At 44.3% G+C, this 23,971-nt stretch carries 18 protein-coding genes; 2 read left to right on the top strand and 16 right to left on the bottom strand.

Annotated features, from left to right (window positions below):
- Positions 1-3 precede the first annotated feature (3 nt).
- From M3197_RS03135 to M3197_RS03120, 4 genes are all read right to left on the bottom strand, one after another.
- On the bottom strand, positions 4-1,200 hold the full coding sequence (locus M3197_RS03135; protein ID WP_251658556.1) for a DUF418 domain-containing protein: 1,197 nt from the start codon (positions 1,198-1,200) through the stop codon (positions 4-6).
- Positions 1,197-4,907: a helicase-exonuclease AddAB subunit AddA gene (addA, locus tag M3197_RS03130; protein ID WP_251658555.1), complete on the bottom strand. Its 3,711-nt coding sequence runs from the start codon at positions 4,905-4,907 to the stop codon at positions 1,197-1,199. The genes M3197_RS03135 and addA overlap by 4 nt, the downstream gene beginning before the upstream one ends.
- Positions 4,882-8,382, bottom strand: coding sequence for a helicase-exonuclease AddAB subunit AddB (addB, locus tag M3197_RS03125; RefSeq protein ID WP_251658554.1), 3,501 nt, complete (start codon positions 8,380-8,382; stop codon positions 4,882-4,884). The genes addA and addB overlap by 26 nt, the downstream gene beginning before the upstream one ends.
- Before the next feature lie 899 nt (positions 8,383-9,281).
- The gene (locus M3197_RS03120) at positions 9,282-9,908 is read right to left on the bottom strand and encodes a TVP38/TMEM64 family protein (protein ID WP_251658553.1); all 627 of its coding nucleotides are present in this window, start codon (positions 9,906-9,908) and stop codon (positions 9,282-9,284) included.
- 119 nt (positions 9,909-10,027) lie between these two features.
- On the opposite strand from M3197_RS03120, the gene M3197_RS03115 reads away from it, so the two are divergent.
- Both M3197_RS03115 and M3197_RS03110 read left to right on the top strand, forming a co-directional pair.
- Positions 10,028-10,750 carry an AzlC family ABC transporter permease gene (locus M3197_RS03115; RefSeq protein ID WP_251658552.1) on the top strand — a complete coding sequence of 241 codons (723 nt, stop codon included), beginning with the start codon at positions 10,028-10,030 and terminating at the stop codon, positions 10,748-10,750.
- Positions 10,750-11,058 (top strand): AzlD domain-containing protein, encoded by a 309-nt coding sequence (locus tag M3197_RS03110; protein WP_251658551.1) that lies wholly within the window; start codon positions 10,750-10,752, stop codon positions 11,056-11,058. Before M3197_RS03115 ends, M3197_RS03110 begins: the two co-directional genes overlap by 1 nt.
- Before the next feature lie 94 nt (positions 11,059-11,152).
- Here the strand turns inward: M3197_RS03110 and M3197_RS03105 are convergent, their stop codons facing one another.
- The 12 genes from M3197_RS03105 to secA form a co-directional block, all read right to left on the bottom strand.
- Positions 11,153-11,413, bottom strand: a complete 261-nt coding sequence (locus M3197_RS03105) for a CsbA family protein (protein ID WP_025786039.1) — start codon at positions 11,411-11,413, stop codon at positions 11,153-11,155.
- 24 nt (positions 11,414-11,437) lie between these two features.
- The gene (locus M3197_RS17400) at positions 11,438-12,607 is read right to left on the bottom strand and encodes a PDZ domain-containing protein (protein ID WP_251658549.1); all 1,170 of its coding nucleotides are present in this window, start codon (positions 12,605-12,607) and stop codon (positions 11,438-11,440) included.
- Between the two features lie 107 nt (positions 12,608-12,714).
- Positions 12,715-14,136, bottom strand: a complete 1,422-nt coding sequence (locus M3197_RS03095) for a S41 family peptidase (RefSeq protein ID WP_251658548.1) — start codon at positions 14,134-14,136, stop codon at positions 12,715-12,717.
- A gap of 301 nt (positions 14,137-14,437) precedes the next feature.
- The gene (locus M3197_RS03090; RefSeq protein WP_251658547.1) at positions 14,438-15,010 is read right to left on the bottom strand and encodes a redoxin domain-containing protein; all 573 of its coding nucleotides are present in this window, start codon (positions 15,008-15,010) and stop codon (positions 14,438-14,440) included.
- The gene (locus tag M3197_RS03085; RefSeq protein ID WP_251658546.1) at positions 15,007-15,657 is read right to left on the bottom strand and encodes a hypothetical protein; all 651 of its coding nucleotides are present in this window, start codon (positions 15,655-15,657) and stop codon (positions 15,007-15,009) included. The genes M3197_RS03090 and M3197_RS03085 overlap by 4 nt, the downstream gene beginning before the upstream one ends.
- Positions 15,658-15,846: 189 nt before the next feature.
- Complete coding sequence (locus tag M3197_RS17335) at positions 15,847-17,190, bottom strand: murein hydrolase activator EnvC family protein (protein ID WP_349774083.1); 1,344 nt, start codon at positions 17,188-17,190, stop codon at positions 15,847-15,849.
- A gap of 33 nt (positions 17,191-17,223) precedes the next feature.
- Positions 17,224-18,108 (bottom strand): permease-like cell division protein FtsX, encoded by an 885-nt coding sequence (gene ftsX / locus M3197_RS03075; protein ID WP_251658545.1) that lies wholly within the window; start codon positions 18,106-18,108, stop codon positions 17,224-17,226.
- The gene (gene ftsE / locus M3197_RS03070; protein ID WP_251658544.1) at positions 18,098-18,784 is read right to left on the bottom strand and encodes a cell division ATP-binding protein FtsE; all 687 of its coding nucleotides are present in this window, start codon (positions 18,782-18,784) and stop codon (positions 18,098-18,100) included. Before ftsE ends, ftsX begins: the two co-directional genes overlap by 11 nt.
- A 269-nt stretch (positions 18,785-19,053) precedes the next feature.
- A complete protein-coding gene (gene cccB, locus M3197_RS03065; protein ID WP_432813966.1) occupies positions 19,054-19,386 on the bottom strand; it encodes a cytochrome c551 in 333 nt (110 codons plus the stop codon).
- Positions 19,387-19,699: 313 nt separating this feature from the next.
- Positions 19,700-20,143, bottom strand: coding sequence for a hypothetical protein (locus M3197_RS03060; RefSeq protein WP_251658543.1), 444 nt, complete (start codon positions 20,141-20,143; stop codon positions 19,700-19,702).
- 133 nt (positions 20,144-20,276) lie between these two features.
- Positions 20,277-21,378, bottom strand: a protein-coding gene (gene prfB, locus M3197_RS03055; protein WP_251660062.1) for a peptide chain release factor 2 whose coding sequence is annotated in 2 segments (ribosomal slippage) — positions 20,277-21,305 and positions 21,307-21,378 — 1,101 coding nt in all. Because the reading frame shifts where the segments join, the coding sequence is not laid out codon by codon here.
- Positions 21,379-21,417: 39 nt separating this feature from the next.
- Positions 21,418-23,925: a preprotein translocase subunit SecA gene (gene secA, locus M3197_RS03050; RefSeq protein ID WP_251658542.1), complete on the bottom strand. Its 2,508-nt coding sequence runs from the start codon at positions 23,923-23,925 to the stop codon at positions 21,418-21,420.
- Positions 23,926-23,971: the final 46 nt, after the last annotated feature.

The following is a 23,971-nucleotide window of genomic DNA, read 5'->3' as shown; positions in this document are numbered from 1 at the left end:
CTGTTACGACAAGTCTTGTCGTTTCTCCTTTTTATTCGATAAAAATGTACCATATGTGCCAATACGCCAAATCCATTCAATTGGCCCCATTTTGTATCGAGATAGCCACAAGTCAGCGAGTAACGCCTGAACAACAAAGATTCCAATCGCGATGAGAGTTCCCGTCATAATATCCACTTTGCCGTACATCCCGAACCCATAATTATAAAAAATGAGTGTCGCAATAACGGACTGGCTAAGATAGGTTGTGAGTGACATACGACCTGCCTTTGCAACTGGACGGAACACTTTCGAAAACCATGGCGTTGTGCACAACAGCAACACGAGTGCTCCATACCCTAAGGCAACGAGTGGACCTCCAAAATAAGTTTGAACAAGTTGCATTGAAAAATTGGGGACTACCAAAAACGGCAATGCCTTTAGTAATATCCCAACAATGAGGAGACTACCTCCAACTACAAGTAGACGTCCCTTCAGTTCATTCGCTCGTTCAAAAAGTTTCCACTTCGCAAATGCTGCCCCGATCATCATAAGTGGTAAAATCATAAACGGTGTTAAGAATAGATTTGCACCACTTACAAACAACCATTCTTTTGCACGAAATGCGAGAGCCGCCAAATAGCTTCCGTGTCCATACGCTTCAATGGTCTCCTGAATTCGCTGAATATCGGCAAACTCCGAAAATACCCCATCTGTGTCAATTTGTTCAACGACGTACGTCATCCCTGTAAGTAATCCGTTTGGCACGATGTAGAGCGCCAATGCTCCGAAAAACAACCACTTAGGAGGAATTCGGACGAGCGCAATCATAAGAAAGCCCATCATCGCATACGTGAATAAAATATCCCCTGACCAGATGAAAAACGCGTGAATCAGACCAAACAAGAGCAGTATCACCATACGACGAACCACAACCGGTCCAAATGGAGACTTTTGCAGCAACGACTTTTCATACTGCATACTTAGTCCATACCCGAAAAGCATCGCAAATATCGGATAAAAACTCGCTTCTATGAGAATATCTAGCCACATAAACGAAAAACCATCACCGTTGCTTTCAAACCAACTATATGGATCCATGTACATATATGGCGAATGAAAAACGAGCATGTTGGCGATAAAAATACCAAGTAATGCAAATCCTCTTAGCATATCTAACGATTCAATACGTCCGGTCTCACCGGTTGGTAGTCTAGTCAAACTGTCTCCTCCTGAACTGTCAGTGCTCGATCTTCATCAAACAAGTACAACAGCATTTCTTTAATCGTCACATGAGTAATCGCTTCTATCGCGGTTTTGTATAAGCTCAGTTGCATGTGATAACGCGAACGCATCTCAACATCTGCCGCTTCCTGTGATGCAAAACGGCCCTTCAATCGATCCGTTTTGTAATCCAGTAACACCCATCCGTCCGGCTCTTCAAACAAACAGTCCGCGATTCCTTGTAAAATCTGTGAATCCCCGTCTTCTCCTTCAACCGCAAACGTGAAGGGTAATTCTTTTAAAACGCGTGTTGCTTGCTGCATTCTCTTTGAAACCGGCGAGTTTGTAAATTGGACAATCGCATCCCTATTAAGGGAATTTACTTCAGCTTTCGTCAACAACTGACGCTGCAACAAATCCTCCAACAAGACGTCTACACTTGCCAGATCATTCGTTTTCGCTAAGTCGATATGTTGCATCACAGTATGCATCGCCGTTCCGACTTCAGCTGCACTGATCGATCGTTGTTGTAAAAACGCAGGTCGTGCGTGCAAATACGCTTGGCTCACTTCTAGATTCCGACTTGCAAACGGATCATTATGCGAGGCTTCCGCTTCCAGTTGTGCAATCCTTTTCAATTCGGTCACAGAGACTTTCGATCGCTTTTTGACAGACGCATCGTATGGATAATGATAGTCAAAGCGCTTCGTCACTTCTGCATGAATCGATTCATCTACAACGGGTATCTGCAGTTCTTCCGGTTCGGATAAATCCTCAATGAGTTCCGGCTCAGACAAAGACTCGCTGAAGTAGGATACCGGCAGTGCATTGATAGCCCACTTGGAAGGGTGTTCTTTCACCAGAGCACCTTGCGTCGTTCCGAACTTCATGAAATCTGCATGGCGCGCTACCGCTGGACCAATCCAATCTAAGTACCCATTTGCACGGGAGCGCATGTAATCTGGCAATCGATCTCCCGGTTCTACGAGTTGTGCATCTTGCCATTTCGTTATCGACTTTTCGATATCCTTCACCGTCGCAATCAGTTCCAACTGTTCTTTTGCACGAGTCATTGCGACATACAAAATACGCATTTCTTCAGAACGCATCTCCAACTCTTTCTGTTCTTTCATCGCGAGAAACGGCAATGACGTATACATAATCCGTTTATCCGGATCAATCGCTTTAACCGCCAAACCGAAGTGCTGGTCAAACAGATAGGGTTCGTTAAAATCCATTTTGTTGAACTGTCTGCCCATCCCAGCAACAAACACATTCGGAAACTCCAATCCTTTTGACGAGTGAATCGTCATAATGCGTACAACGTTTTCCTTTTCACTCAAATACCGTGCAGCTCCTAGATCATCACCACGCCGTTGCATCCTATCGACAAATCGCAAAAAGCGGAATAGTCCACGGAATGAAGTCTTCTCATATTCAATGGCTCGATCATGCAGCGCACGCAAATTCGCTTGCCGTTGTTTACCATTCGACATACTTCCAACCATTTCATAGTAATTCGTATCCCTATACACTTGCCAGATAAGCTCGGATAATGATCCACGACGTGCTAGATTCCGCCACTCTTCAAAAGCAAGCATGAATCGTTGCAGCTTTCTCTGTGTTTCTGGTGCCATTCCAGATCCTTTAGTCGCTATAAACGTCTTCAATGCTTCATAAAACGGGACGTTCTTCGCAGCGAGACGCACTTCTGCTAACTCATTTTCCGTCATACCGACGAACGGCGCACGTAGCACAGAAGCGAGCGGAATGTCTTGATAAGGATTGTCGATCACCCGCAATGTGTTCAACATAATCGTCACTTCAAGTGCATCGAAATAGCCACGGGACAGTTCAACGTAAACAGGAATTTCAGCACGCTTAAATTCCTCTGCAATTTCAGCAGACCACGTCATCGAACGCATAAGCACTACAATGTCGCTGTATCGGATCGGACGTTTCTCCCCACTGAATGCATCGCACACTTCATGTCCGTCCGACATCCACTGTTTGATTTTCTTAACCATATAACGTGCTTCTGCCTGAGAACTCTTCAGATTTTCTAAGTCCTCCGTCGTTTCATCTTCAAACTCTTCCTCTTCAGAATAAAGGACAGTCAAATGCGCAGCCGCTTCCATCTCTGGATAACGCGCACCGTATTTTAACTCTGCAGCCTCATCGTATTCGATTTCACCAACACGCTCCCCCATGATTTGTGAGAAGATGAAATTCGTCGCATCCAATACTTCCTTACGACTCCGGAAATTCGCGTTCAAATCAATTTTCAACCCTTGTTCCATGGCGTCTTCAGTAAAACGCCCGTATTTCCCTAAGAATAAGCCGGGCTCTGCAAGACGGAAGCGATAGATGGATTGCTTCACATCCCCAACCATGAACAAATTGCCATCTGACTCCGTTCCACTTTTCACGAATTGCACGATTGCTTCTTGCAATAAATTAGTGTCTTGGTATTCATCGACTAACACTTCTTTGAATTTGGAACGATAGTCCATCGCAATATCAGATGGGACAAGAACGTCACCTTCACGATTAGTTAAAATATCTAGCGCAAAATGCTCAAGGTCGGAAAAGTCGACAATTCCTTTCTCCGATTTAACTGTGCGATAGCGATGACCAAATTCTATGACCAGCTCAATGAGCGTATGCATCATCGGTGCCATTAAACGGATTTCCGTAAGCAAACGCGCTGGCGTCCGGACAAAATAGGCATCTTTAATTCCAGTGACAAGCTTTTTCACGGAATCCCTTAAGGATTTCGCGCGCTTTGCGAGTTCTTCATCACACGAATCTTTTTTCACTGCTCCCGCTTTCACCCAGACTAACTGTTGGAACAACGCATGAGTTTGTTCCCAAGTACTTGTTGAAATTGAACGAATGGCTTCGTTGATCCAAACCAAGTCCGCTTCTGCCGTCTTAATAAGTGGTGTTGGCCCGTCAGGTAAATCAGCAATACGATGCAGATCTGTTGTGAGTGCAGCCGCTTCTTCCAGTTTCTGCTGAATAGCGGATTTCAAAGGTCCTATAAATTCCAAGTCATCAATCGTGATTTCCTCGCCGATTTCGTATTGTTGCGGAATTTGCAGCAACCATGATTCAGGATCAGGATGCACACGAGAATAGTCATACAGTCGATCAATTAATAATTCCAATGACTGGTCATTCCTGTCCGAAGTGAAACTGTCCGCCAATCGATAAACTGCTTCGGGATTCTCTGCGCTATAAGCATCTTCCAACACATCTGCAATCGTATCGTCGCGCAGTAACGCCGCTTCTGTAGGATCCGCTATCCGGAATCCTGGGTCAATATCTAGCAGATACGCATATTGTCGAACGACATTCAGACAAAATGAGTGCATCGATGAAATTTGAGCTTTGTTCAATAAACTGAGCTGTTTTCGCAAATGCGGGGATTCTGGATGCAAGGCGATCGCCTCTTCCAGCGCAGTTCCCATACGATGGCGCATTTCAGCAGCCGCAGCATTCGTGAAGGTCACGACGAGCAATTCATCCACGTTGATCGGATTTTTATCATCTAAGACCTTTTCAATAAGTCGGGTGATGAGTACTTTCGTTTTCCCAGATCCCGCTGCTGCGGAAACGAGGATGTCGTGCCCGGAAGCGTAAATTGCTTTCCATTGGTCGTCTGTAAACGTCACGTCACTCGGTTTCGGTGGTATGTGCATCGCCTTTAACCTCCTTCCTCATTTTTTCAAGCGATTCTTTCGCGGAGAGTTCTGCGTAATTCCGGTACTTTGCGTCCGGATCGGTCGTGTCGAACTGGCATACCCCTTGATACGGACAATAGTTACATGGCATCCGCTCTTTCAATCGATATGGATACACCCGTGCATCCCCTGCAAGCATCGCGTCACCCGCTTGACGATGTCGAGAACGAACTGCCCCACGCAGAACGTGCATATCGTCTGGTGCGAGCACTTTAGAGGTCGCATAGAACGAACCATCTTTCTTCACACGAGCAGGAATGATTTTGGACGATTGTTCAATGTCACTGTCCATTTCTTTGACAACAGATAAATCCTCAAGCACATACCCTTTCATCGAAAATGACTTCAGCATCTCTTCTTCAACTGCATCCTCTGTCAACTCCTGAATACTGCGCACCATTGGATTGTGAACGTGAACATACAACATGCCAGCAGGATTTGCCTGCACTTCTAGCCATTCGTCCGCATGCTCAAGTGCAACATCCAGATATGTCAGCATTTGTAGCGACAATCCATAATACACTTCGGTCAAATCTAGCGCTTTTGCAGAAGATTTGTAGTCGACAATGCGGATATATGTCTTCTCATTCACTTTCGATGCATCGACACGGTCAATCCGTCCACGTAAATTCATGTGCCCACCGCGTTTTAACGGAATGGACAGTGGTGGCATTTGCTCTCCTTGTCCAAATCCAACTTCGACTGCAATCGGCTCAAAACTAGACGCCGACGCTTGGCTGCGGAGCGCAAACAGCGTCCGCTGGATAATGCGTGTCAGTTTGCGTTTAATGTAAACATGACGGTTCGTCGACAACAAAATTCGATGGAAGAAATACGGTGCAATACCGTCTACCGCTTCCCGCGCCAATCGGAAGCAGTCCTCTTTCGTTAACCCGGCCCATGTTGCTCCTGTTCTCATTATGTCATCCGATACCCATTTCAGAGCCGCGTGGAATAAATCTCCGATTGCAGGTGCTTCCAATGTGAATTCAGTTCTTTCACGTAACCCGAGACCATATGTCGCATAATGCTGAAACGGACAACTGTAATACGATTCGACACGCGAGACACTCGATGACATCGTTTCACCATATAAACCCGATGTTAAATCTGGCGTCAGCCGCTCCGTATCGGTCCCATGCTTCCTCTTTCCTTGAATACCTCTAAGGATCGAAGCCCAGAGAGGGTCGTCCTCATAATATGCCACTACCGCCAGCCATAAGGGGGATAAGGATCTCCCCGTTTCCGCTTGACGAAGTTGAGCGGACGCGTACGGCAACACAGCTCTCGGATGGCTAACATACGAAAATTCGTCCACATCACCTACTAAATCTAACGGATCGGCAACGACGATTTCCGTAGTTATTCCTTCAAGTAGTTGACCGATTCTAGGAATATATAGTGAAGGTATGAGCGCTTTTCCTGCTTCGTCTGCTATGGGATAGGATATCGTCAATCCTTCTGAGGCTGCAGTAAACGCACGGTACGCTTTGTACGTTTCATCCATTAAACGTGATTTAGCAGAAGGGGCCAGTTCAAATCCGACCGTTTCAAACCATTGTCGATCGGCATCGGATATGAGCCCTTCATTGTCAATTCGTTGTGGCAACACGCCATCGTTAGTCCCAATGACAAAAATTTCATCAATACTTAAAAAAGTTGCGAGGTCAATCGTCATCACGGTCACTTGATCGAGCGATGGCGGAATCCTTGAAAATTCAAGTGTATCGAATCCTTCATCGAGTACTCGTACTGCGTCTTTTGGTGCCATTTTGACATCACCAAACATCAGCACAAACTGGTCGAGAATATTGATCCATCCGTTCCAAGCCTGTTCATGCTCCGATGCGCCAAGCAATCGTCCTGCACGCTCTTCTTCGGCACGAAGGTCAATGATTTTATCATACACATGGAGTTCTTCCATGAATGCAAACAACGCTTCCGCAACTTGCCTGCCGTTTTTTGCCACTTTCAACTGTTTTTCGAACTTCTCAAGTGGTCTGCGAATCAAGTCCCGTACACTATGCAACTCTTCCTGCATAGCAAGTTCTTCATCCGTTTGAACTTCCGTATGCAATTCAAGACCACGATACTTTTTCACCCGCCACCGAACATCGTCAAACCACCGGTGTCCATGGATTCCATGCGCTAACACATAGTTCTCCAAGCGATCCGCACGTTCTCGCCATAATTGACGGTCTTCTCCATGCGGGAAGAACAAGTCTGTCTTCACTGCACGGAATATGGCTTCATATGACCAATTTCCAGTCACCGCTTCTAGTACCGATCGTGTGAATTCAATGAGGGGATGGTGTAGCATCGGCTTTTTCTGACTAATGAACACCGGAATGTCGTACTGCGGAAAAATCGTCTCCATCAATTCATCGTACACTTCCGGTTGGCGGTACAAAATAGCAATCTCGTTATACCGTTTGCCTGACATTACAAGTTTTCGAATCGAACGCGCCACTGCATGTAATTCAGCACGGCGATCCGTCGCTTCTAATATTTTGACATCTCCACTACTCGCTTGTGGTGTCGCCGGATACTTATCAAATTGGGCTTCCAAATGCATCACATCAGGATTCCGGAATCGGTGAGTTTTCGTCAATCGCATCTCAGGCTCCACTTCCACCGATACCTCACGTGCTAGTTCCGTTATGAGTTGTTTTGTGCGCATCGGACTGAAAAACAGCTCGTGGTCAGCAGTTGCTTCCCCATCACCGTCTGTCGGAAGCGCTACTGTCACTCGTTTTGCATGTTTCAATAACTCTTTAATAATCTCGTGTTCACGGTTTGTCAGTAGCTCAAATCCGTCTATGTAAATGTCTGCTTCTTTGATATATGAAGAGAATTGAACTTGTCCGGAAAGCATCGATAAGTGTCCTTCACTATCAACGTAGGAAGTGCCAAGACGTTCTTCAACTTTCTCCAATAGAAGCGATAAATCTCCTGCTTTGTCTACCAATGAACGCGGTGCAGAAACTGCCGTTAACTCGGTATGAAGCTGTGCCAATCTCGTGTGGTCCAAGCAATATCGGCTGAACTCTTTCAACACCCCTTCTACTTGCTCAGTGAATCCACGTTTATCAGCTGCCTGTCGGAACAACTTGAAGTCCTCTCGATTTTCTTCCAACACACTGCGAATGAGCATCCGGTATCCGAATCCGTCCACTTCGCGTCGTGTGATTCCTCCTGTTTCTTGTAGCACTCGCCAAGCCAATCGTTTAAATGTCAGTACTTGTGTGCGTACCATTCCATTCAATCCGAATTGAGCCGCTAAACTATGCTCTAACGAATACGACATTTGGTCTGGCACGATTAACACAATCGGTGCGCCAAGAGGATCTTGTCGAAGTGCTTCCACAATTTCATGCTCAATAGTGTACGTTTTTCCAGTCCCGGAACGTCCCGTTATAAATCGCAGCGTCATCAGATAGCCCCTCTCTGTCCTACTAGTCTCCTCATTGTAATTGTTTTCGTAAGAAGAATCAAAGTTTGAGAGGCTTTTTAACGAATGAACGTTCGTATTTTTGTGAGTGATACAACTTGAAGGTTGTTAGATGAAAAATTGTGTAGTAGTTTATGAGCGTTTGGTGAGATTTATGAGCATTTTTTCAAGTTTATGAGCACTTTCCATGAGTTATGATCACTTTTCCACTTTTATGAGCACTTTCCACGAGTTATGATCACTTTTCCACTTTTATGAGCACTTTCCACGAGTTATGATCACTTTTCCAGGTTTATGAGCACTTTTCATGAGTTATGATCACTTTTCCATTTTTTTGAGCACTTTCCACGAGGTATGATCACTTTTCCAGGTTTATGAGTATTTTCCATGAGGTATGATCACTTTTCCACTTTTATGAGCACTTTCCATGAGTTATGATCACTTTTCCAGGTTTATGAGCACTTTCCATGAGTTATGATCACTTTTCCACTTTTATGAGCACTTTCCACGAGTTATGATCACTTTTCCACTTTTATGAGCACTTTCCATGAGTTATGATCACTTTTCCACTTTTATGAGCACTTTCCATGAGTTATGATCACTTTTCCACTTTTATGAGCACTTTCCACGAGTTATGATCACTTTTCCAGGTTTATGAGCACTTTCCATGAGTTATGATCACTTTTCCAGGTTTATGAGCACTTTCCATGAGTTTATGATCACTTTTCCAGGTTTATGAGCACTTTCCATGAGTTATGATCACTTTTCCACTTTTATGAGCACCCAACCAAACTCCAAGCACGTACTCAAAAATCTAGTTACTTTTAATCAAAAAAACGCTTCGCAAAGGCGAAGCGCACATCTTTATCTACAAATACTTCTTACTTGTCCCAATGTTTGTGTCCATTCCACTCCCTTGCATGGCGTTCTACTTTCTTGTTCAACCGTCGTTCAAAATATTTACCTGCTAGCCACATTAGCAAAATTACAACACCAACAATGGCGGAGCGAATCGGTTGTGTAAACAATGCTTTCAAATCGTAGCCGACAAAACTGATCATGAATACCATGACAAACTTCCCTGCTATCAAAATCATTAAGTAGTACGTCTTCTTCATATTCGACAGTCCCGCCACTAGATTTACGAGAGCAGATGGCGTAAATGGGAAACAAATGAACAAGAACAACGGACCAAATCCATTGCTCTCCACCCATAAAATGAGCTTTTTCACTTTTTTATGCTTGGTGAGGAAGTTTAGTATGCGACTTTGACCATATTTTCGGATGATCAAAAATACGACATAGGAGCCGACGACTGTTCCACCCCAGGAAAAAATGAAGCCTAACCACAATCCGTATGCGGTGATATTTGCGATGACAAACACAAATAACGGTAAAAAAGGCAGAAACGACTCGATGAACGGCAACAAAATGCCTATGAACGGACCGAATGCCCTATAATGTTCTGCAAGTTCAGTAACTTTATCCACACTTAACCATTCTTGCATCTTGAGTCACCTCAACCTTTTCTCCCTTTTTTAAACCATTTAAAAATTCAGTCTTGTTGTCTTTAGCAGTTGTAGTATAATCACTAGTATTGAAATTCATAAGAAAGCTGGGATGTGAAATGGAACGCAGTGAATTTAACAACGGACTTCGCGCCGGTCTCAGCATAGCCATCGGGTATTTCCCAGTCGCGCTTACATTTGGGCTCCTTGCCAAATCGACCGGTCTTTCGCTGTTCGAAGCGACCGCGATGAGCATTTTCGTCTTTGCAGGCGCATCACAATACATATCGCTCAGCTTGGTAACTGCTGGCGTCGATCCATTATTAATTGTCATGAATACATTCATCGTCAACATCCGTCACTTCCTTATGACGGCTTCGCTGAATGAAAAGATGCAACCTGCACCAAAGCCCATCAAAGCTGCATACGCATTCGGGGTGACAGATGAAACCTTTTCCGTCATCGCGACGAGTAAACAAGACAAAGTATCGAGTGCCCACGCGTTTGGCGTCATCACCATTGCTTATGGAAGCTGGGTAATTTTCACGGCTTTAGGGCATGTCATTGGCGCCAACTTACCGCTATTTCTTCAAGCTGCCATGTCCATCGCGCTCTATGCCCTCTTCATCGCATTACTTGTCCCATCGATGAAAGGCAACCGGAAAGTTATTTTACTCGCGAGTCTTGCTGCACTCTTACATTGCTTCTTTTATTATACCGAATTATTATCCACTGGGTGGGCAATTCTTGCGTCTACATTACTATCATCGATAATTATCGAACTGCTTTATGCAAAATACGGACTAGCCCCAATTCCAGCTGTTGAAAAGGAGGAGAGCTGATGGGTCCAACCTATTGGTGGATGTTGTTCGGAATGGCGCTTGTGACGTACATTCCACGTATGATCCCACTCACAGTCCTCGATGGGAGAAAGTTACCGCCACTCGTCACTGGAATTTTAAGCAACATCCCATTTGCTGTGCTTGGTGCACTCATTTTCCCAGCAGTATTCTATGTACAGGAAGGCAACTTTCTTTTCGGGTTGATAGGGGCTGTAACTGCATTTCTCATTGCAATCTTTGGTTTCGGACTGATGACCGTTGTCCTTGGAACAATTGGAGTTCTCGCATTCTACAGTTTGTTCATGTAATCCCTTTAAACCTATCATACCCATAAATTTCGTTTCTCATACTTGTAGAATAGAAGAAATGAAAAAGCCTTACACCATGTGCAAGGCTTTTTCGTTATTCATGCAGATTTTCATTGGACTGACGGTGGGAATTTGCGACCATTCGATTCGCAATCCAAAATCCGACCGTCAACGACAACGCATCTGCCACGTACAGCAACCAGTTATGCGTATAGCCTGCATACACAGAGGCGGCGATTAGCGCAATCGTTAGCACCAAACCGACTAGTTGATGGAACGTAACCCGCGTGAAAAACACGACTAGAACTCCTGGGATGAACAACGCCATCACTAATTTAGTTGCTAGACTCTCCACTTTGCACCGCCTCCTTTCTATCTATCATCGAACGAGCAACAGTCCAAGTTGATAATGATCATGCCGGTATAGCACTTGTTGCATAAGACGGACTTCTCCGTTTCGATCTGCAACTTGCAGGCGGCAATGCGCTGCATTCACTTGAATCGCATCATACAATTCCTTATCGTTCGCTACTTGTATCCCATTTACCGCACGAATCACTTCACCAGGTAACAACCCTAGCTTTTCTGCAGGTGATCCAGGAAGAACTCCTGCAATGACAACACCTTTCGCACTCGGCAATGCTGCATAACCACCACTGCGTTCTTGTACCGCAACGGCCATCGTTAACACCGATCTTAGGAGGACACCTAGAACCAATGCTCCCCATCCAATGAAAGGTTCATAGAGTGCGCCTAAACCGAGCACCGCGACAGCGACACCTGTCCAACTAACTGACATCCCGAGTTTCGGAAAGATTTGGTCTGGAAAACGTTTGCGGGCAATCTGGCTAAAGCCAATCAACACCGGCACTGGAACGAAGCTGAACGATACAGCACCAAGTGTAAATTGTGGCCAATACGGTACATATGCTGAAATCATGTCACCAGGTACAAGTAAAATTACTGGTAATAACCATATTTTCTTCACTTTAAAGACCGCTGCACGAAGTCCTCTGCTTGTCTTCTCAAGATGTGGCGACGCATAGCGCACTGAAGACTTTCGGATGAGCGCTCCTTCTGCTATGAGAAATAGCCCTGCAATAACAGGGATCGTTACAGACAATTGTCCAAACAAATCCACATCCTGTAAAGACCATCCACGATACGTAAACGTACCGCCAAATTCTTGCCATGCGTACAATCCGAAAAACGCAATCGCAGTTGTGTATATCGGAGATCCCCATTGGTAATAAAAACTCACTAAAACGACAAGCATGATCGCAGAAAACATTACGATCCATCCTGCATCCACCACAAATCCGATTCCGCTTAGCAGGACGGACAAAATGAGTGCATGCAACCATGAGTCCGCAACGAGCCGTCTCAATTCCGTGAGCCCTGGCAACTTCCTAATGTTGAAGTCTTTTCGCTCCCGCTTCACTCTCATATACCCGAGCGCAACCGCAACGAGGAGAATTAGCAGAAATAGTGGATTCAAGAAGAATACTCCCACTGCTTGTAAGACATCGAACAACCAATTCTCTGACACGTTCTATCACACTCCAATCCAATCCCGCTGTTTTCTTCTATTGTAACAAAGATTGGATTGGAATGGATAGTCGCGACAGACTGTAATTTATGAGTAGGGCAAATCGATCAGTTTTCAGACAGCTTGTGATGCAAATAGCCGACTGCCATCGACAGCTGTTCATCGTTGGCACGATCGTTGCGATATGCCTCCGCACTCGCTTTCAATGTTTGGAAGAATTTACTGTCCATTTCCCCAGTAGACTCTACTTTTTCATCTTTCATGAAATCCGCTATTGTCTGACTCGTTGTTTCGTCAAAGAAACCATCCACCCGACCTGGGTCATAGCCTAGTGACTTGAGTACTCGCTGTGCATACGCGATGTCGTCGTTAAATTGCTGTTCTTTATAGACGTCTGCAATCACTCTCAAATGCTCAGAAAACAAGCTATTCTGCTTCACTTCTAAATCCGAAGCGACCCCTTCCGAGTGAATCCAGCGTTCTTTTGGGGTTAACCACTTATGGGTAGACAACTTCACTTCTCCACCATTCGATAGCTTCATCGTCTCTTGTACTGTCCCTTTCCCGAAACTTGTCGTCCCTACAATGAAGCCTCGGCCGAGATCCTGGAGTGCACCACTCAATACTTCACTTGCAGAAGCACTTCCTTTATCCTGCAACAAGACTACCGGTATGCTCTGCAGCTTCGGATTATACTCCAATTCTTTGGCCGATTCTGTTACAAGTGGTGTCAATTGACCTTTCACGTCTTCCATATACGCAAATACTGTATCTTCAGGAAGCATACTCCCTGCAATATTCCCTACGGCATGCAAGTAGCCTCCCGGATTTCCACGAACATCAATGAGTAGTGCTTCTGCACCTTCCTTAACAAGTAACTCTGTCGCCGCTTGCCACTCTTTCGCACTATCTTCTCCAAACATCGTCAACCCTATGTAGCCAATTTTCTTGCCGCGTTCTTCCAAGATTTCCGAAGATACTGTGTGAACAGCAATCACATCACGTTCAATTGTAAATTCTACATGCTTACCAGATTCCGGACGATAGACAACCATTTTCACAGATGTCCCTTGTTTCCCTCGTATTTTTTTGACGACTTCTTTTAGTGTGAGTCCATCCACACGTTCTCCATCAATTTGCACCAGTTCGTCATAAGGAAGCAACCCAGCCTTTTCTGAAGGCGATCCTTTGACTGGTGAAACAATTACAAACTTGCCATTGGTACGCGTAATCTCTGCTCCTATCCCCACCCGTTCTCCAGCGAGCGATTCTTTATGGGACGCTGCTTCTTCCTTCGTCAAGTACGTTGAATATGGATCACCGATTACGTCCGCCATACCTCTCAAGGCGCCTTCGATTAACTCATCGTCTTTGAGTTTATACACCGCGTTCCCTGTTATGACCTCATACGCTTCGTCAAGGACTCCAAATTTCCCACTCGAGTTGTGGGTTTTTTCCTCACTTTTCCCGCAGCCATCCAACACCAGTACTAGACAAACCGCAACTGCGGCTAAAATTACAAACGCCAAAAAACGGCTCCTGCGCATCGTCACCATCCCCTCCTCTTTCCACTATATGAAAGAAGGGAGAAGGTTACGACAAGCAAGAACCGCTATTTGTAATTAGAACTAACATGTTTGAATTACACTACAGACGGACGCGGGCCTACAGGATGTAGGTTATGCAACCGTTGCGGTAGGACGCCGCGAACTTAGGTTGTTTCCATTAACATCCCTACGGAGTCGCCGTCTTTCGTTTCAATCAACGAATTTGACTGGATTTATGACTTTCATTGAATGAAAGGGTTAAAAAAGAAAAAGGTCAAGACCGTTACTTAACATCCTTCACTAGCTGCTTCATCATTTCTTCGTCCATGGGGCCGACGATTTGGTTGTCGATGGTTCCGTCAGTTCTAAGGATGTAGGTCGTGGGAATAGAGAATACTTTGTAGTCGGTCATACCGAGTTCTTCTGTATCGAGCAAAATTGGAAACGTTAGCTCATAAGCATCCACAAACTCTTCGACAGCTTTAACCCCACGGTTTTCTGCAGTCGTCAAGTTGACGGAAATCAGTTCTACATTGTCTTCGGGCTTTAAGTTCTTATAGTAGTTTTCCATATGGGGCATCTCTGCTTTACAAGGTGGGCACCACGTTGCCCAAAAGTTCAAAATAACTTTCTTGCCTTTCAAATCAGAAAGCCGAACTTTATCCCCATCCAATGTTTCGAGCTCAAAGTCTGGCGGTGTATCTCCTTGTTCAAGCCCCACTGTGCTTTTGGACATTGCTTTAGTAGAAGCCGTGTTGATGACTTCAGGTTTATCCAAATTGGACTTTACCATCAAAACAATCATCGTACCGATCAATAGAATTGCGATTGCATAGCCAATCCACTTTTTATTCATCGTATCCCTCCATCTGTTTCCTTACCTTGTGTCAAACGACCCGCAATTATTACGACTAAGATGCTTGTCATACATGTTGCGGCGAACGGAATTCCCGTAAATCCAGCAGGCTGCAGTGCAGCAATGAACACGTGGATAGCCACAAACAACCCTGCCACATAGATAACCGGTATGTTTTCATGTTTTGCATAAATAAAGGCAAGCACAGCAAACGATGTAAACAAGACGATTGTGATCACCTTTGTTACAAGCGTTCCCTCATTCAGCAACGCCATCATCAATTGATAGCCTGTCTGTGCACTAATAACGCCTAGCAAAAGTCCATTACTAACTTTTGGCGGCTTAGGCTTACGTGAAAAAAGAATGAACAGAGCAGCAATAATAATCCCTGCTAGGAATCCAAACATGCCCCCATTAAAATAAGCGATGGCCATGGGTGCACGACGTACTGTTTCAAAGTCCGTTACAATTACGGACAGTTTCCATACAATAATCGTGGTAAAGAGCGCATCCACCACAATATCTGCGACTGGTTTACCAAATCTCATGTTAACAGCGAGCCAAGCGAGAATAAATCCAATGATGGCTGCAATCCAAGAAGAAGGTACAGTAACCTTCCATAATAGAAAATAGTCTGTGACAGGCATCGGAATCTCCTTTAGTCCAGTATACCTCATATGGTATCGTAAAGTGCCTACCAAAACCACTAAATTTACTTATGGTTTATAAAGAAAAAGGCCCGCATGTATGCGAGCCTTTCCTTTTAATCGGTAATCCCTGATTCCAACATGTTTGTTTTAGGGAAAAACCGGTAATAGAACTTATAGAAGGGTTACTTAGAATGATACATAACGTAACGGGTTCACGGCACTTGGACCGGATGCAGAGAAGTTACCTACGTGAATTTCAAAGTGCAAGTGTGGCCCTGTTGAATTTCCTGTATTCCCTGATTTCCCAATGAATTGTCCTTTGCCAACGTGCTGTCCTGTACTCACACCAATACTAGACAAGTGTGCGTAAACAGATGTAAAGATTTGCCCGTTTATGGAGTGTGTAACCATAATCGCATTACCAAATCCGCCCATCGGTCCTGCATGGGACACTACACCTTCAGCGGCAGAAACGACTGTTGTACCAACTGGAACACCAATGTCTTGTCCACGGTGTTGCTTCTGTGTATGGAAGATTGGGTGCATTCTCCAACCGAATGACGATGTAAGTGGACCACTTGCTGGACGAGTCCATGTGCCACTTGAAACTGGAGGAGCAGTCGGTTGGCTATAATCATGGTTATTTGACGACGAAGAACTTGATGAATTCGCTGCTTGTTGTGCCCGGCGCTTCGCTGCAGCTTCTGCTTCACTTTTACGCTTAAGTTCTGCTTGACGAGCAACTTCTGCCAAACGATCTTGTTCAGCACTAATTTGATTCACAAGATCTGCGGAAAGTTCGTGTGTTTCGTCATATTCGTTCTCTAAGCTTGCTTTTTCAGTTGAAAGTTTAGCTTGTTCAGTTTCCAACTGATCGACAAGCTTGTCCTTTTCAACTTTTTGACCTTCAAGCTTTTTCTTCAACTCTGTCAATTTGTTTTTACGCTCTTCTTGTTGCGCAAGTTTAGTCTCAACCATTTGCTTTTCTTCTTCAAGTTGGTTCATGTCATCTTCTTGCTGTTGCATGATTTTACGGTCAGCATCCATCAAAGTCGAGACTGCTGAGAAACGGTCAATGAAATCAGAAAAACTGTTCGCACCAAGTAGCACGTCCAGGTAGCTGACGTCTCCGCCTTTCACCTGCATCGTACGAACTCTTTCTCTTAACACTTCGTCACGCTCTTTAATTCGCTTTTCCAACGTCTTGATAGAAGCACGAAGTTCCGTAATTTCTGTAGTCGTTTGGCTAATTTGTTCCTTAACGTCACGAATTTTCTCGTTGTTGGTTTCGATTTCACCATTCAACTTTGTAATTTGCTCCAAAAACGATTGTTTCTTTGTTTGCTTTTTATTAATCTCATTGGATTTGTTTTGGATGCCTTTATTCAACTCTCGTTGTTTTTGTTGAAGCACCTTCTGTTCGTCCTGCATATCTTTCAGCGAGCTCGCTGATGCTACTGTTCCAGATAATGTAGTTGAAAGCAACAACACACCCATTGTAGATAGTAGCAAACCCTTATTCTTTCTCACAGTCCCAGTTCCCCTTTCAATTCGATCGGCTTTTTAGACTTTCAAGAATTTGCGTACGGACATCAAACTGCCCCACACGCCGATAAACACTCCCATGAACAACAACAAACCATCTACCTGTATGATGAACGGTATCGGATCTAGCAATTGGAACATTTCATTGACCAATTTAGGTTGCCAGTAAGCATAGATTTGTTGATACGCTATAGCGATGGCGGCCATCGGAAGAATAGATCCGAAGATTCCTAACCAAACACCTTCTAATATAAACGGTATGCGAACAAAATTATTGGTCGCTCCTACCAGTTTCATAATTTCAATTTCTCGACCACGTGCAATAATCGTCAAACGAATTGTATTGGAGATGAGGAACATTGCCGTAAAGAGTAGCGCCAATATTAAAATCAGACCAACGTTCCGACTGATTTCTACGACATCGAACAATTTCTCGACTTTCCCTGCTCCATAGACAACATCTGCTGTGTACTCGTATGTATCGATTTTTTTCGCAATAGCAGCCGTATCATGTGGATCTGCCGCTTTCACATAAAGGGCATCTCCTAATGGATTACTTTGTTTGTAGAGTGAGAGTTCTTTCCCGTAAGATTTAATAATCTTATCTAACTCATCTTCTCTCGAGGCGAATTCTACACTTGCCACGCCGTCTATCTTTTCTACTTTCTCTTTCAACTCTTTTACGGCCGCATCACTTGCTGCAGCGTCCGCAACCACTTTAATTTCTACGTCGTTTTCAATGTTATCTGCCATCTTGTTCAAGTTCATCATCATCACAATGAAACTACCTACAAGTAGGAGAGTAACCGCAACGGCGCTGATGGAGGCGAACGTCATCCAGCCATTTCGTCCGAGGCTCTTGAAACTTTCCCGGAAGTGTCGGCTTAGCGTTCTACCCTTCATAACTGTATTCTCCTTCATATTCATCTCTAGTAATCATTCCGCCTTCTACTAACAAAACCCGATGGCGGATGCTGTTCACAATGTCTTTGTTGTGTGTCGCCATAATAATGGTCGTCCCACGGTTGTTAATTTTCTCGAAGATGTTCATGATGCCTAACGACGTATCCGGATCGAGGTTTCCTGTTGGTTCATCTGCAATGACCAATTTAGGTTCATTCACAATCGAACGTGCAATGGACACTCGCTGCTGTTCTCCGCCTGATAACTCGTTAGGAAACATTCTCGCTTTTTGGGATAATCCGACCAGCGCTAAAACATCTGTTACCTTTTTACGTATTTCTGTTGGTGTCTCTTCAATTACCTCAAGCGCAAATGCCACATTCTCATAAACATTGAGTCTTGGAAGCAATTTAAAGTCCTGAAACACAACCCCAATCTGTCTACGCAAGTAGGGGATCTCTTTGTTTTTTAACAAACCAAGGTCTGTCCCGTCAATCAAAATTTGTCCGCTTGTTGGAGCTTCCTCACGATACATCATTTTAATGAATGTCGATTTACCTGCACCACTCGGACCCACGACGTAAATAAATTCACCGTGGTTGATGTCGATATTAATACCATTGGCGGCAACGACACCGTTAGAATACTTTTTGTACACGTTTTTCATTTTAATCATTTTTTGTAACCACCTGATTCAAAACTTGTTTTCAGCTTTTTAAGTATAACAGATATAAACCTACACAATATTACAGGAATATTTCATTTTCCCTAAAACGTTCACAGCTTTTCAACAAATCTGTAATATGGAACCCGTTTTTGGTAGTCTCATTGAGTTTATGTCGAAGAGTGGACATGCGCTTTTGTATGTAAAAAGAACAAAAAACAGAGGCAGCCGAAGCATACCTCTGTTCGTTATGTGGATGTTGGTTGATTGTTTACAGCAGCTTATTTCTTTTCAGAAAGCCATTTAGCAACTGCGTCAAGCTCTTCCCCTTTAATGAGACCTCCAGGCATTCCGCCGGATTTACCGTTTTCGATGATGTCGTGGATTTCGTCTTCAGAAAGCTCTCCACCGATGTTTGCGAGTGCAGGACCGTTCATACCTTCCAATTTCCCACCGTGACAAGTTGCACAGTTCGCTTGGTATACTTTGTCCGCGTCTACGCCGCCAGCAGCTGAATCTTTGTCTCCACCTTTGTCATCTCCGCCGCCACCACAAGCACCAAGTACAAGTGCTGCGCCGAAGATTGTTGCTAAGAATTTGTTTTTCATTTTCATGAAATTTCCTCCTTTAGATAAAATAAATACGTGCTTTCCTAGTATAGCAAAAAAAGACCAAACCCGCTCTAAACCGTGTGACAAAATCAGGACGAATACCTTATATAGAGCGCTCTCCTACTAGTTAATATTCTCTTTTCTACAGAAATCAAACCTATTTTGATGAAGTATTCGTTTTGAAATGATCATTTGTTGATTTCGACCACTATTTCACTACTGTTTGTCAACCTTCATCAAAATGACGCCTGCAACTGTTTCTTCCAATTGCCATCTACCTCTTTAGGCTGGCCAATTGGCGGTTATTTATTCATCCTCAATTATCAATCTTCGCCTGTTTTACTAAATATCGTTCAGCTTCATCCAAATCATTTGTGCAGAATAGCGCCTTCGATGCATCTGAAACAATTCTGTCTTCGATTTCAAGATAATTTTCTAAAGGGATGAGGTTGAAAAACTTCCGCCACTTCTGGGTGCTTTCCATTTTTTCCTCTTCATTTCGAATCGCGGCATAGTCAATTTCATTGATTTGGAAAAAAGGACGTTGCTGATCAACGGCTGGAAACCGTTCCTGAAGTAACTCAAGTTCCCGGCTGTCATATTTTTCAGCAATAATCCATTCAGCTGTCCCCACATTGTCAGCAGCGTCCATTAGCTGATCAGTCCACTCTTGTAACGTGTCTTCATCCGTCGAATCGCTTGTAAAGACTAGAACGTTATATAGCACTTGAATCGGTTTTTCTTTCTTTTTAAAAAACATATTCTCACCTCCGGGTAAGGATTATTCTATGTATAAGGGAACTAAATTTTCAAATAAATTATTATAAAAAACAGGGCTGCCTTCGAATGTCAATTACGTGACTTTCGATGACAGCCTAGCTATTTTAGGTGTATTACGAAATACGTGAACGCAAGAATGCGTTAATGAATGGATCGATTTCGCCATCCATTACAGAACCGACGTTACCCGTTTCTTCATTGGTACGATGGTCTTTGACCATTGAATATGGGTGGAAAACGTAAGAGCGAATCTGGCTGCCCCATCCGATTTCTTTTTGATCTCCACGGATTTCGAGAAGGCGTGCCTCTTCTTCTTCGACACGGATTTGATAAATTTTGGCTTTCAATAAGTTGATAGCCCGTTCACGGTTTTTGATCTGTGAACGTTCTGTCTGACACGTAACGATTGCACCTGTTGGAAGGTGAGTCATACGAACGGCTGAATCCGTCGTGTTAACGTGCTGTCCACCCGCACCACTTGAACGGTACGTGTCGATTTTAACGTCTTCCATCTTCAAATCGATGTCTACGTCACCTGAGAATTCAGGCATCACTTCAACAGAAGAGAATGACGTGTGACGACGACCTGACGAATCGAACGGTGAAATACGAACAAGACGATGAACGCCTTTTTCAGCTTTCAAGTAGCCATACGCATTGTGACCTTTGATGGAAAGTGTTACAGATTTTACGCCAGCTTCGTCGCCTGCTTGGTAATCGAGTGTCTCCACTTTGTACCCGCGCTGCTCTGCCCAGCGTGTATACATCCGTAATATCATGGATGCCCAGTCTTGAGACTCCGTACCACCAGCACCTGAGTGAATTTCAAGGACGGCATTGCTGCTGTCGTATTCTTCACTCAAAAGCATCTGCAAGTCGAAGTCTTCCATACGCTTCAAGAATGTTTTCAACTCGCTACCGAGTTCTTCTTGGAGCTCTTCATCTGGCTCTTCTTTCAACAATTCAACTGTCATTTCTAGATTTTCTTGCTCTTCATTCATCTCATGGAACTCGCCGACGACGTCTTTGAGTGCATTCGATTCAGAAATGACGGTCTGAGCTGCGTCTTGGTTATCCCAAAACGTAGGATCTAACATCATTTCCTCTAGTTCTTGCATACGAGCCTCTTTGTTTTCTAAGTCAAAGAGACCCCCTAAAGTCCACTAATTTCTTAGCTGTTTTGTCGAGCTCGTTACGTACATCTGATAATTCCATCATATATTGTTCCTCCAAAAATTCAGGTTCACAACCAAGTTATTCTTGACCATGACAATTCTTATATTTCTTCCCACTGCCACACGGACATGGGTCATTACGGCCGATATTGACGGAGCGACGAACCGGCTTTTTAGCTGGTTTCTCGCCGTCCTCTTTCGGATTTACCGCTTGCCCTTTTGCGACTTCTTCACGCTCTAGGTTGTTGCGGATTTCCGCTTTCATGACGTATTTCGCAGCATCCGATTCAATAGCATTCACCATCTCTTCAAACATGCCAAATCCTTCTGCCTGATACTCGCGAAGAGGATCGTTTTGACCATACGCACGCAAGTGGATACCGTGACGGAGTTGATCCATCGCATCGATATGGTCCATCCATTTTGTATCGATCGCACGAAGGAGAACAACTTTTTCAAACTCACGCATTTTCTCTTCAGACATTTCCTCTTCTTTTTCATCGTACCGTTTAATAACTTCCGCTTTGATGAATTCAGTGAGTTCCTGTGCCGATTTACCTTCGAAGTCTGAAACTGTCAGCTGGTCCTCAGGCAAGAAGTTTGCGCCTAAGTAATCAACAAGAGCTTTAAGTGCCCAGTCTTCTTGTTTTTCTTCAGTCGTATGAATCGCCACCGCATTTTCGATGACACGTTCAATCATTGCTTCTAGTACTGGGCGTACGTTGTCTGATTCGAGTACGTCATTACGTTCTTTATAGATAATTTCACGTTGTTGACGCAACACATCATCATATTGAAGCAATCGTTTACGGGAGTCGAAGTTATTTCCTTCTACGCGCTTCTGAGCAGATTCAACAGAGCGTGAAACCATTTTCGATTGGATTGGGGTTTCATCATCCATACCGAGTTTCGTCATCATGCCTTTCATTTGCTCAGAACCAAAACGGCGCATGAGTTCATCTTCAAGTGACAAGTAAAACTGGGTAATTCCTGCGTCCCCTTGACGACCAGAACGTCCACGCAACTGATTATCAATACGACGAGATTCATGTCGCTCAGTACCAACTACTGCAAGTCCGCCGACTTCTTGAACGCCTTCGCCAAGCTTGATATCCGTACCACGCCCCGCCATGTTCGTTGCGATCGTAACCGCACCTGGTTGGCCAGCTTGCTCGATGATTTCTGCTTCACGACCGTGGTTTTTCGCGTTCAATACATTATGAGGCACCCCGTACTTCTTCAAGAAGTTCGAAATGATCTCAGACGTTTCAATCGCAACCGTACCGACAAGAACCGGCTGGCCATTTTTGTGACGCTCTTTAATATCATCCGCAACCGCTTTATACTTCCCTTCTGTTGAAGAGAAGATTAAATCTGGGCGGTCATCACGAGCAATCGGACGGTTCGTCGGAATCGCCACAACGTTCATATTGTAAATGTTGCGGAATTCCTCTTCCTCCGTCTTTGCAGTACCTGTCATTCCAGACAACTTGTCATACATCCGGAAATAGTTCTGGAATGTAATCGTCGCAAGCGTCATCGATTCGTTTTGAACTTCCAAGCCTTCTTTTGCTTCAATTGCTTGGTGAAGTCCATCACTGTAGCGACGACCTTTCATAAGTCGACCTGTGAATGAATCGACGATGACCACTTCGCCTTCTTGCACGACATAGTCTACGTCAACATGCATACTTACATGCGCTTTTAACGACTGATTAATCGTGTGGTTGAGAGTCACGTGCTGCAAATCGAACAAGTTATCGATCCCGAAAGCTTTCTCCGCTTTCTCAATCCCACTCTCTGTCATTGTGACACCTTTAGTAGTTTCATCAAATGCAAAGTCTTCCTCTTTTTTCAGCGTCGTTACGAAACGATTCGCCAAACGGTACAATTCTGCTGATTTCGCAGCCTGCCCCGAAATGATAAGTGGAGTTCGAGCTTCGTCAATCAAGATCGAGTCAACTTCGTCAATGACTGCATAATGAAGTGGGCGCTGTACTTTGTGCTCGCTGTACAACACCATGTTGTCGCGCAAATAGTCAAAGCCAAGTTCATTATTCGTCGTATACGTCACATCAGCAAGGTACGCTTCACGCTTTTCATCTTTACCTAAACTGTTCAAGTTCAAGCCGACAGTCAATCCAAGGAACTCATACAACTGTCCCATTTCCTGTGCGTCACGCGAAGCCAAGTATTCGTTAACTGTAACGACGTGTACGCCTTTGCCGTCTAAGGCATTCAAGTACACCGCAAGCGTTGACGTTAACGTCTTACCTTCACCGGTTTTCATCTCCGCGATATTACCTTCGTGTAGTGCTGCTGCACCCACGATTTGAACACGGAATGGATACAAGCCGAGAACACGGCGCGCCGCTTCACGAACAACCGCAAAGGCTTCCGGTTGAATCTGGTCCAGGGTTTCCCCTTCGCTCACACGTTTTTGGAATTCCGCTGTTTTTGCAGTCAGATCAGCATCTGATAGTTGCTCCATTTGGGTAGCAAAGGCTTCTGTCTGATCAGCAATCTTTTCTAGTCGTTTCAAATCACGTTTATTCGGATCAAACATTTTATTCAATACGCTTAGCATAATTTGGTCACATCCTCACAAAGTTCACCCTTCATTTTAACATTGT

Origin of the sequence: Sporosarcina aquimarina, from assembly GCF_023715615.1 — a bacterium.
In the GTDB taxonomy this organism is placed as follows: Bacteria; Bacillota; Bacilli; order Bacillales_A; family Planococcaceae; genus Sporosarcina; species Sporosarcina aquimarina_A.
The sequence above is the reverse complement of the archived record's forward strand: the minus strand, read 5'-3'. Positions and strand labels throughout refer to the sequence as shown.

Excerpts from the sequence above, each read along its gene's own strand:
- addA (WP_251658555.1), bottom strand. The coding sequence starts at position 4,907 with ATGCACATACCACCGAAACCGAGTGACGTGACGTTTACAGACGACCAA.
- addB (WP_251658554.1), bottom strand. The coding sequence starts at position 8,382 with ATGACGCTGCGATTTATAACGGGACGTTCCGGGACTGGAAAAACGTAC.
- M3197_RS03120 (WP_251658553.1), bottom strand. The coding sequence starts at position 9,908 with ATGCAAGAATGGTTAAGTGTGGATAAAGTTACTGAACTTGCAGAACAT.
- M3197_RS03115 (WP_251658552.1), top strand. The coding sequence starts at position 10,028 with ATGGAACGCAGTGAATTTAACAACGGACTTCGCGCCGGTCTCAGCATA.
- M3197_RS03110 (WP_251658551.1), top strand. The coding sequence starts at position 10,750 with ATGGGTCCAACCTATTGGTGGATGTTGTTCGGAATGGCGCTTGTGACG.
- M3197_RS03090 (WP_251658547.1), bottom strand. The coding sequence starts at position 15,010 with ATGAATAAAAAGTGGATTGGCTATGCAATCGCAATTCTATTGATCGGT.
- M3197_RS03085 (WP_251658546.1), bottom strand. The coding sequence starts at position 15,657 with ATGCCTGTCACAGACTATTTTCTATTATGGAAGGTTACTGTACCTTCT.
- ftsX (WP_251658545.1), bottom strand. The coding sequence starts at position 18,108 with ATGAAGGGTAGAACGCTAAGCCGACACTTCCGGGAAAGTTTCAAGAGC.
- ftsE (WP_251658544.1), bottom strand. The coding sequence starts at position 18,784 with ATGATTAAAATGAAAAACGTGTACAAAAAGTATTCTAACGGTGTCGTT.
- cccB (WP_432813966.1), bottom strand. The coding sequence starts at position 19,386 with ATGAAAATGAAAAACAAATTCTTAGCAACAATCTTCGGCGCAGCACTT.
- M3197_RS03060 (WP_251658543.1), bottom strand. The coding sequence starts at position 20,143 with ATGTTTTTTAAAAAGAAAGAAAAACCGATTCAAGTGCTATATAACGTT.
- secA (WP_251658542.1), bottom strand. The coding sequence starts at position 23,925 with ATGCTAAGCGTATTGAATAAAATGTTTGATCCGAATAAACGTGATTTG.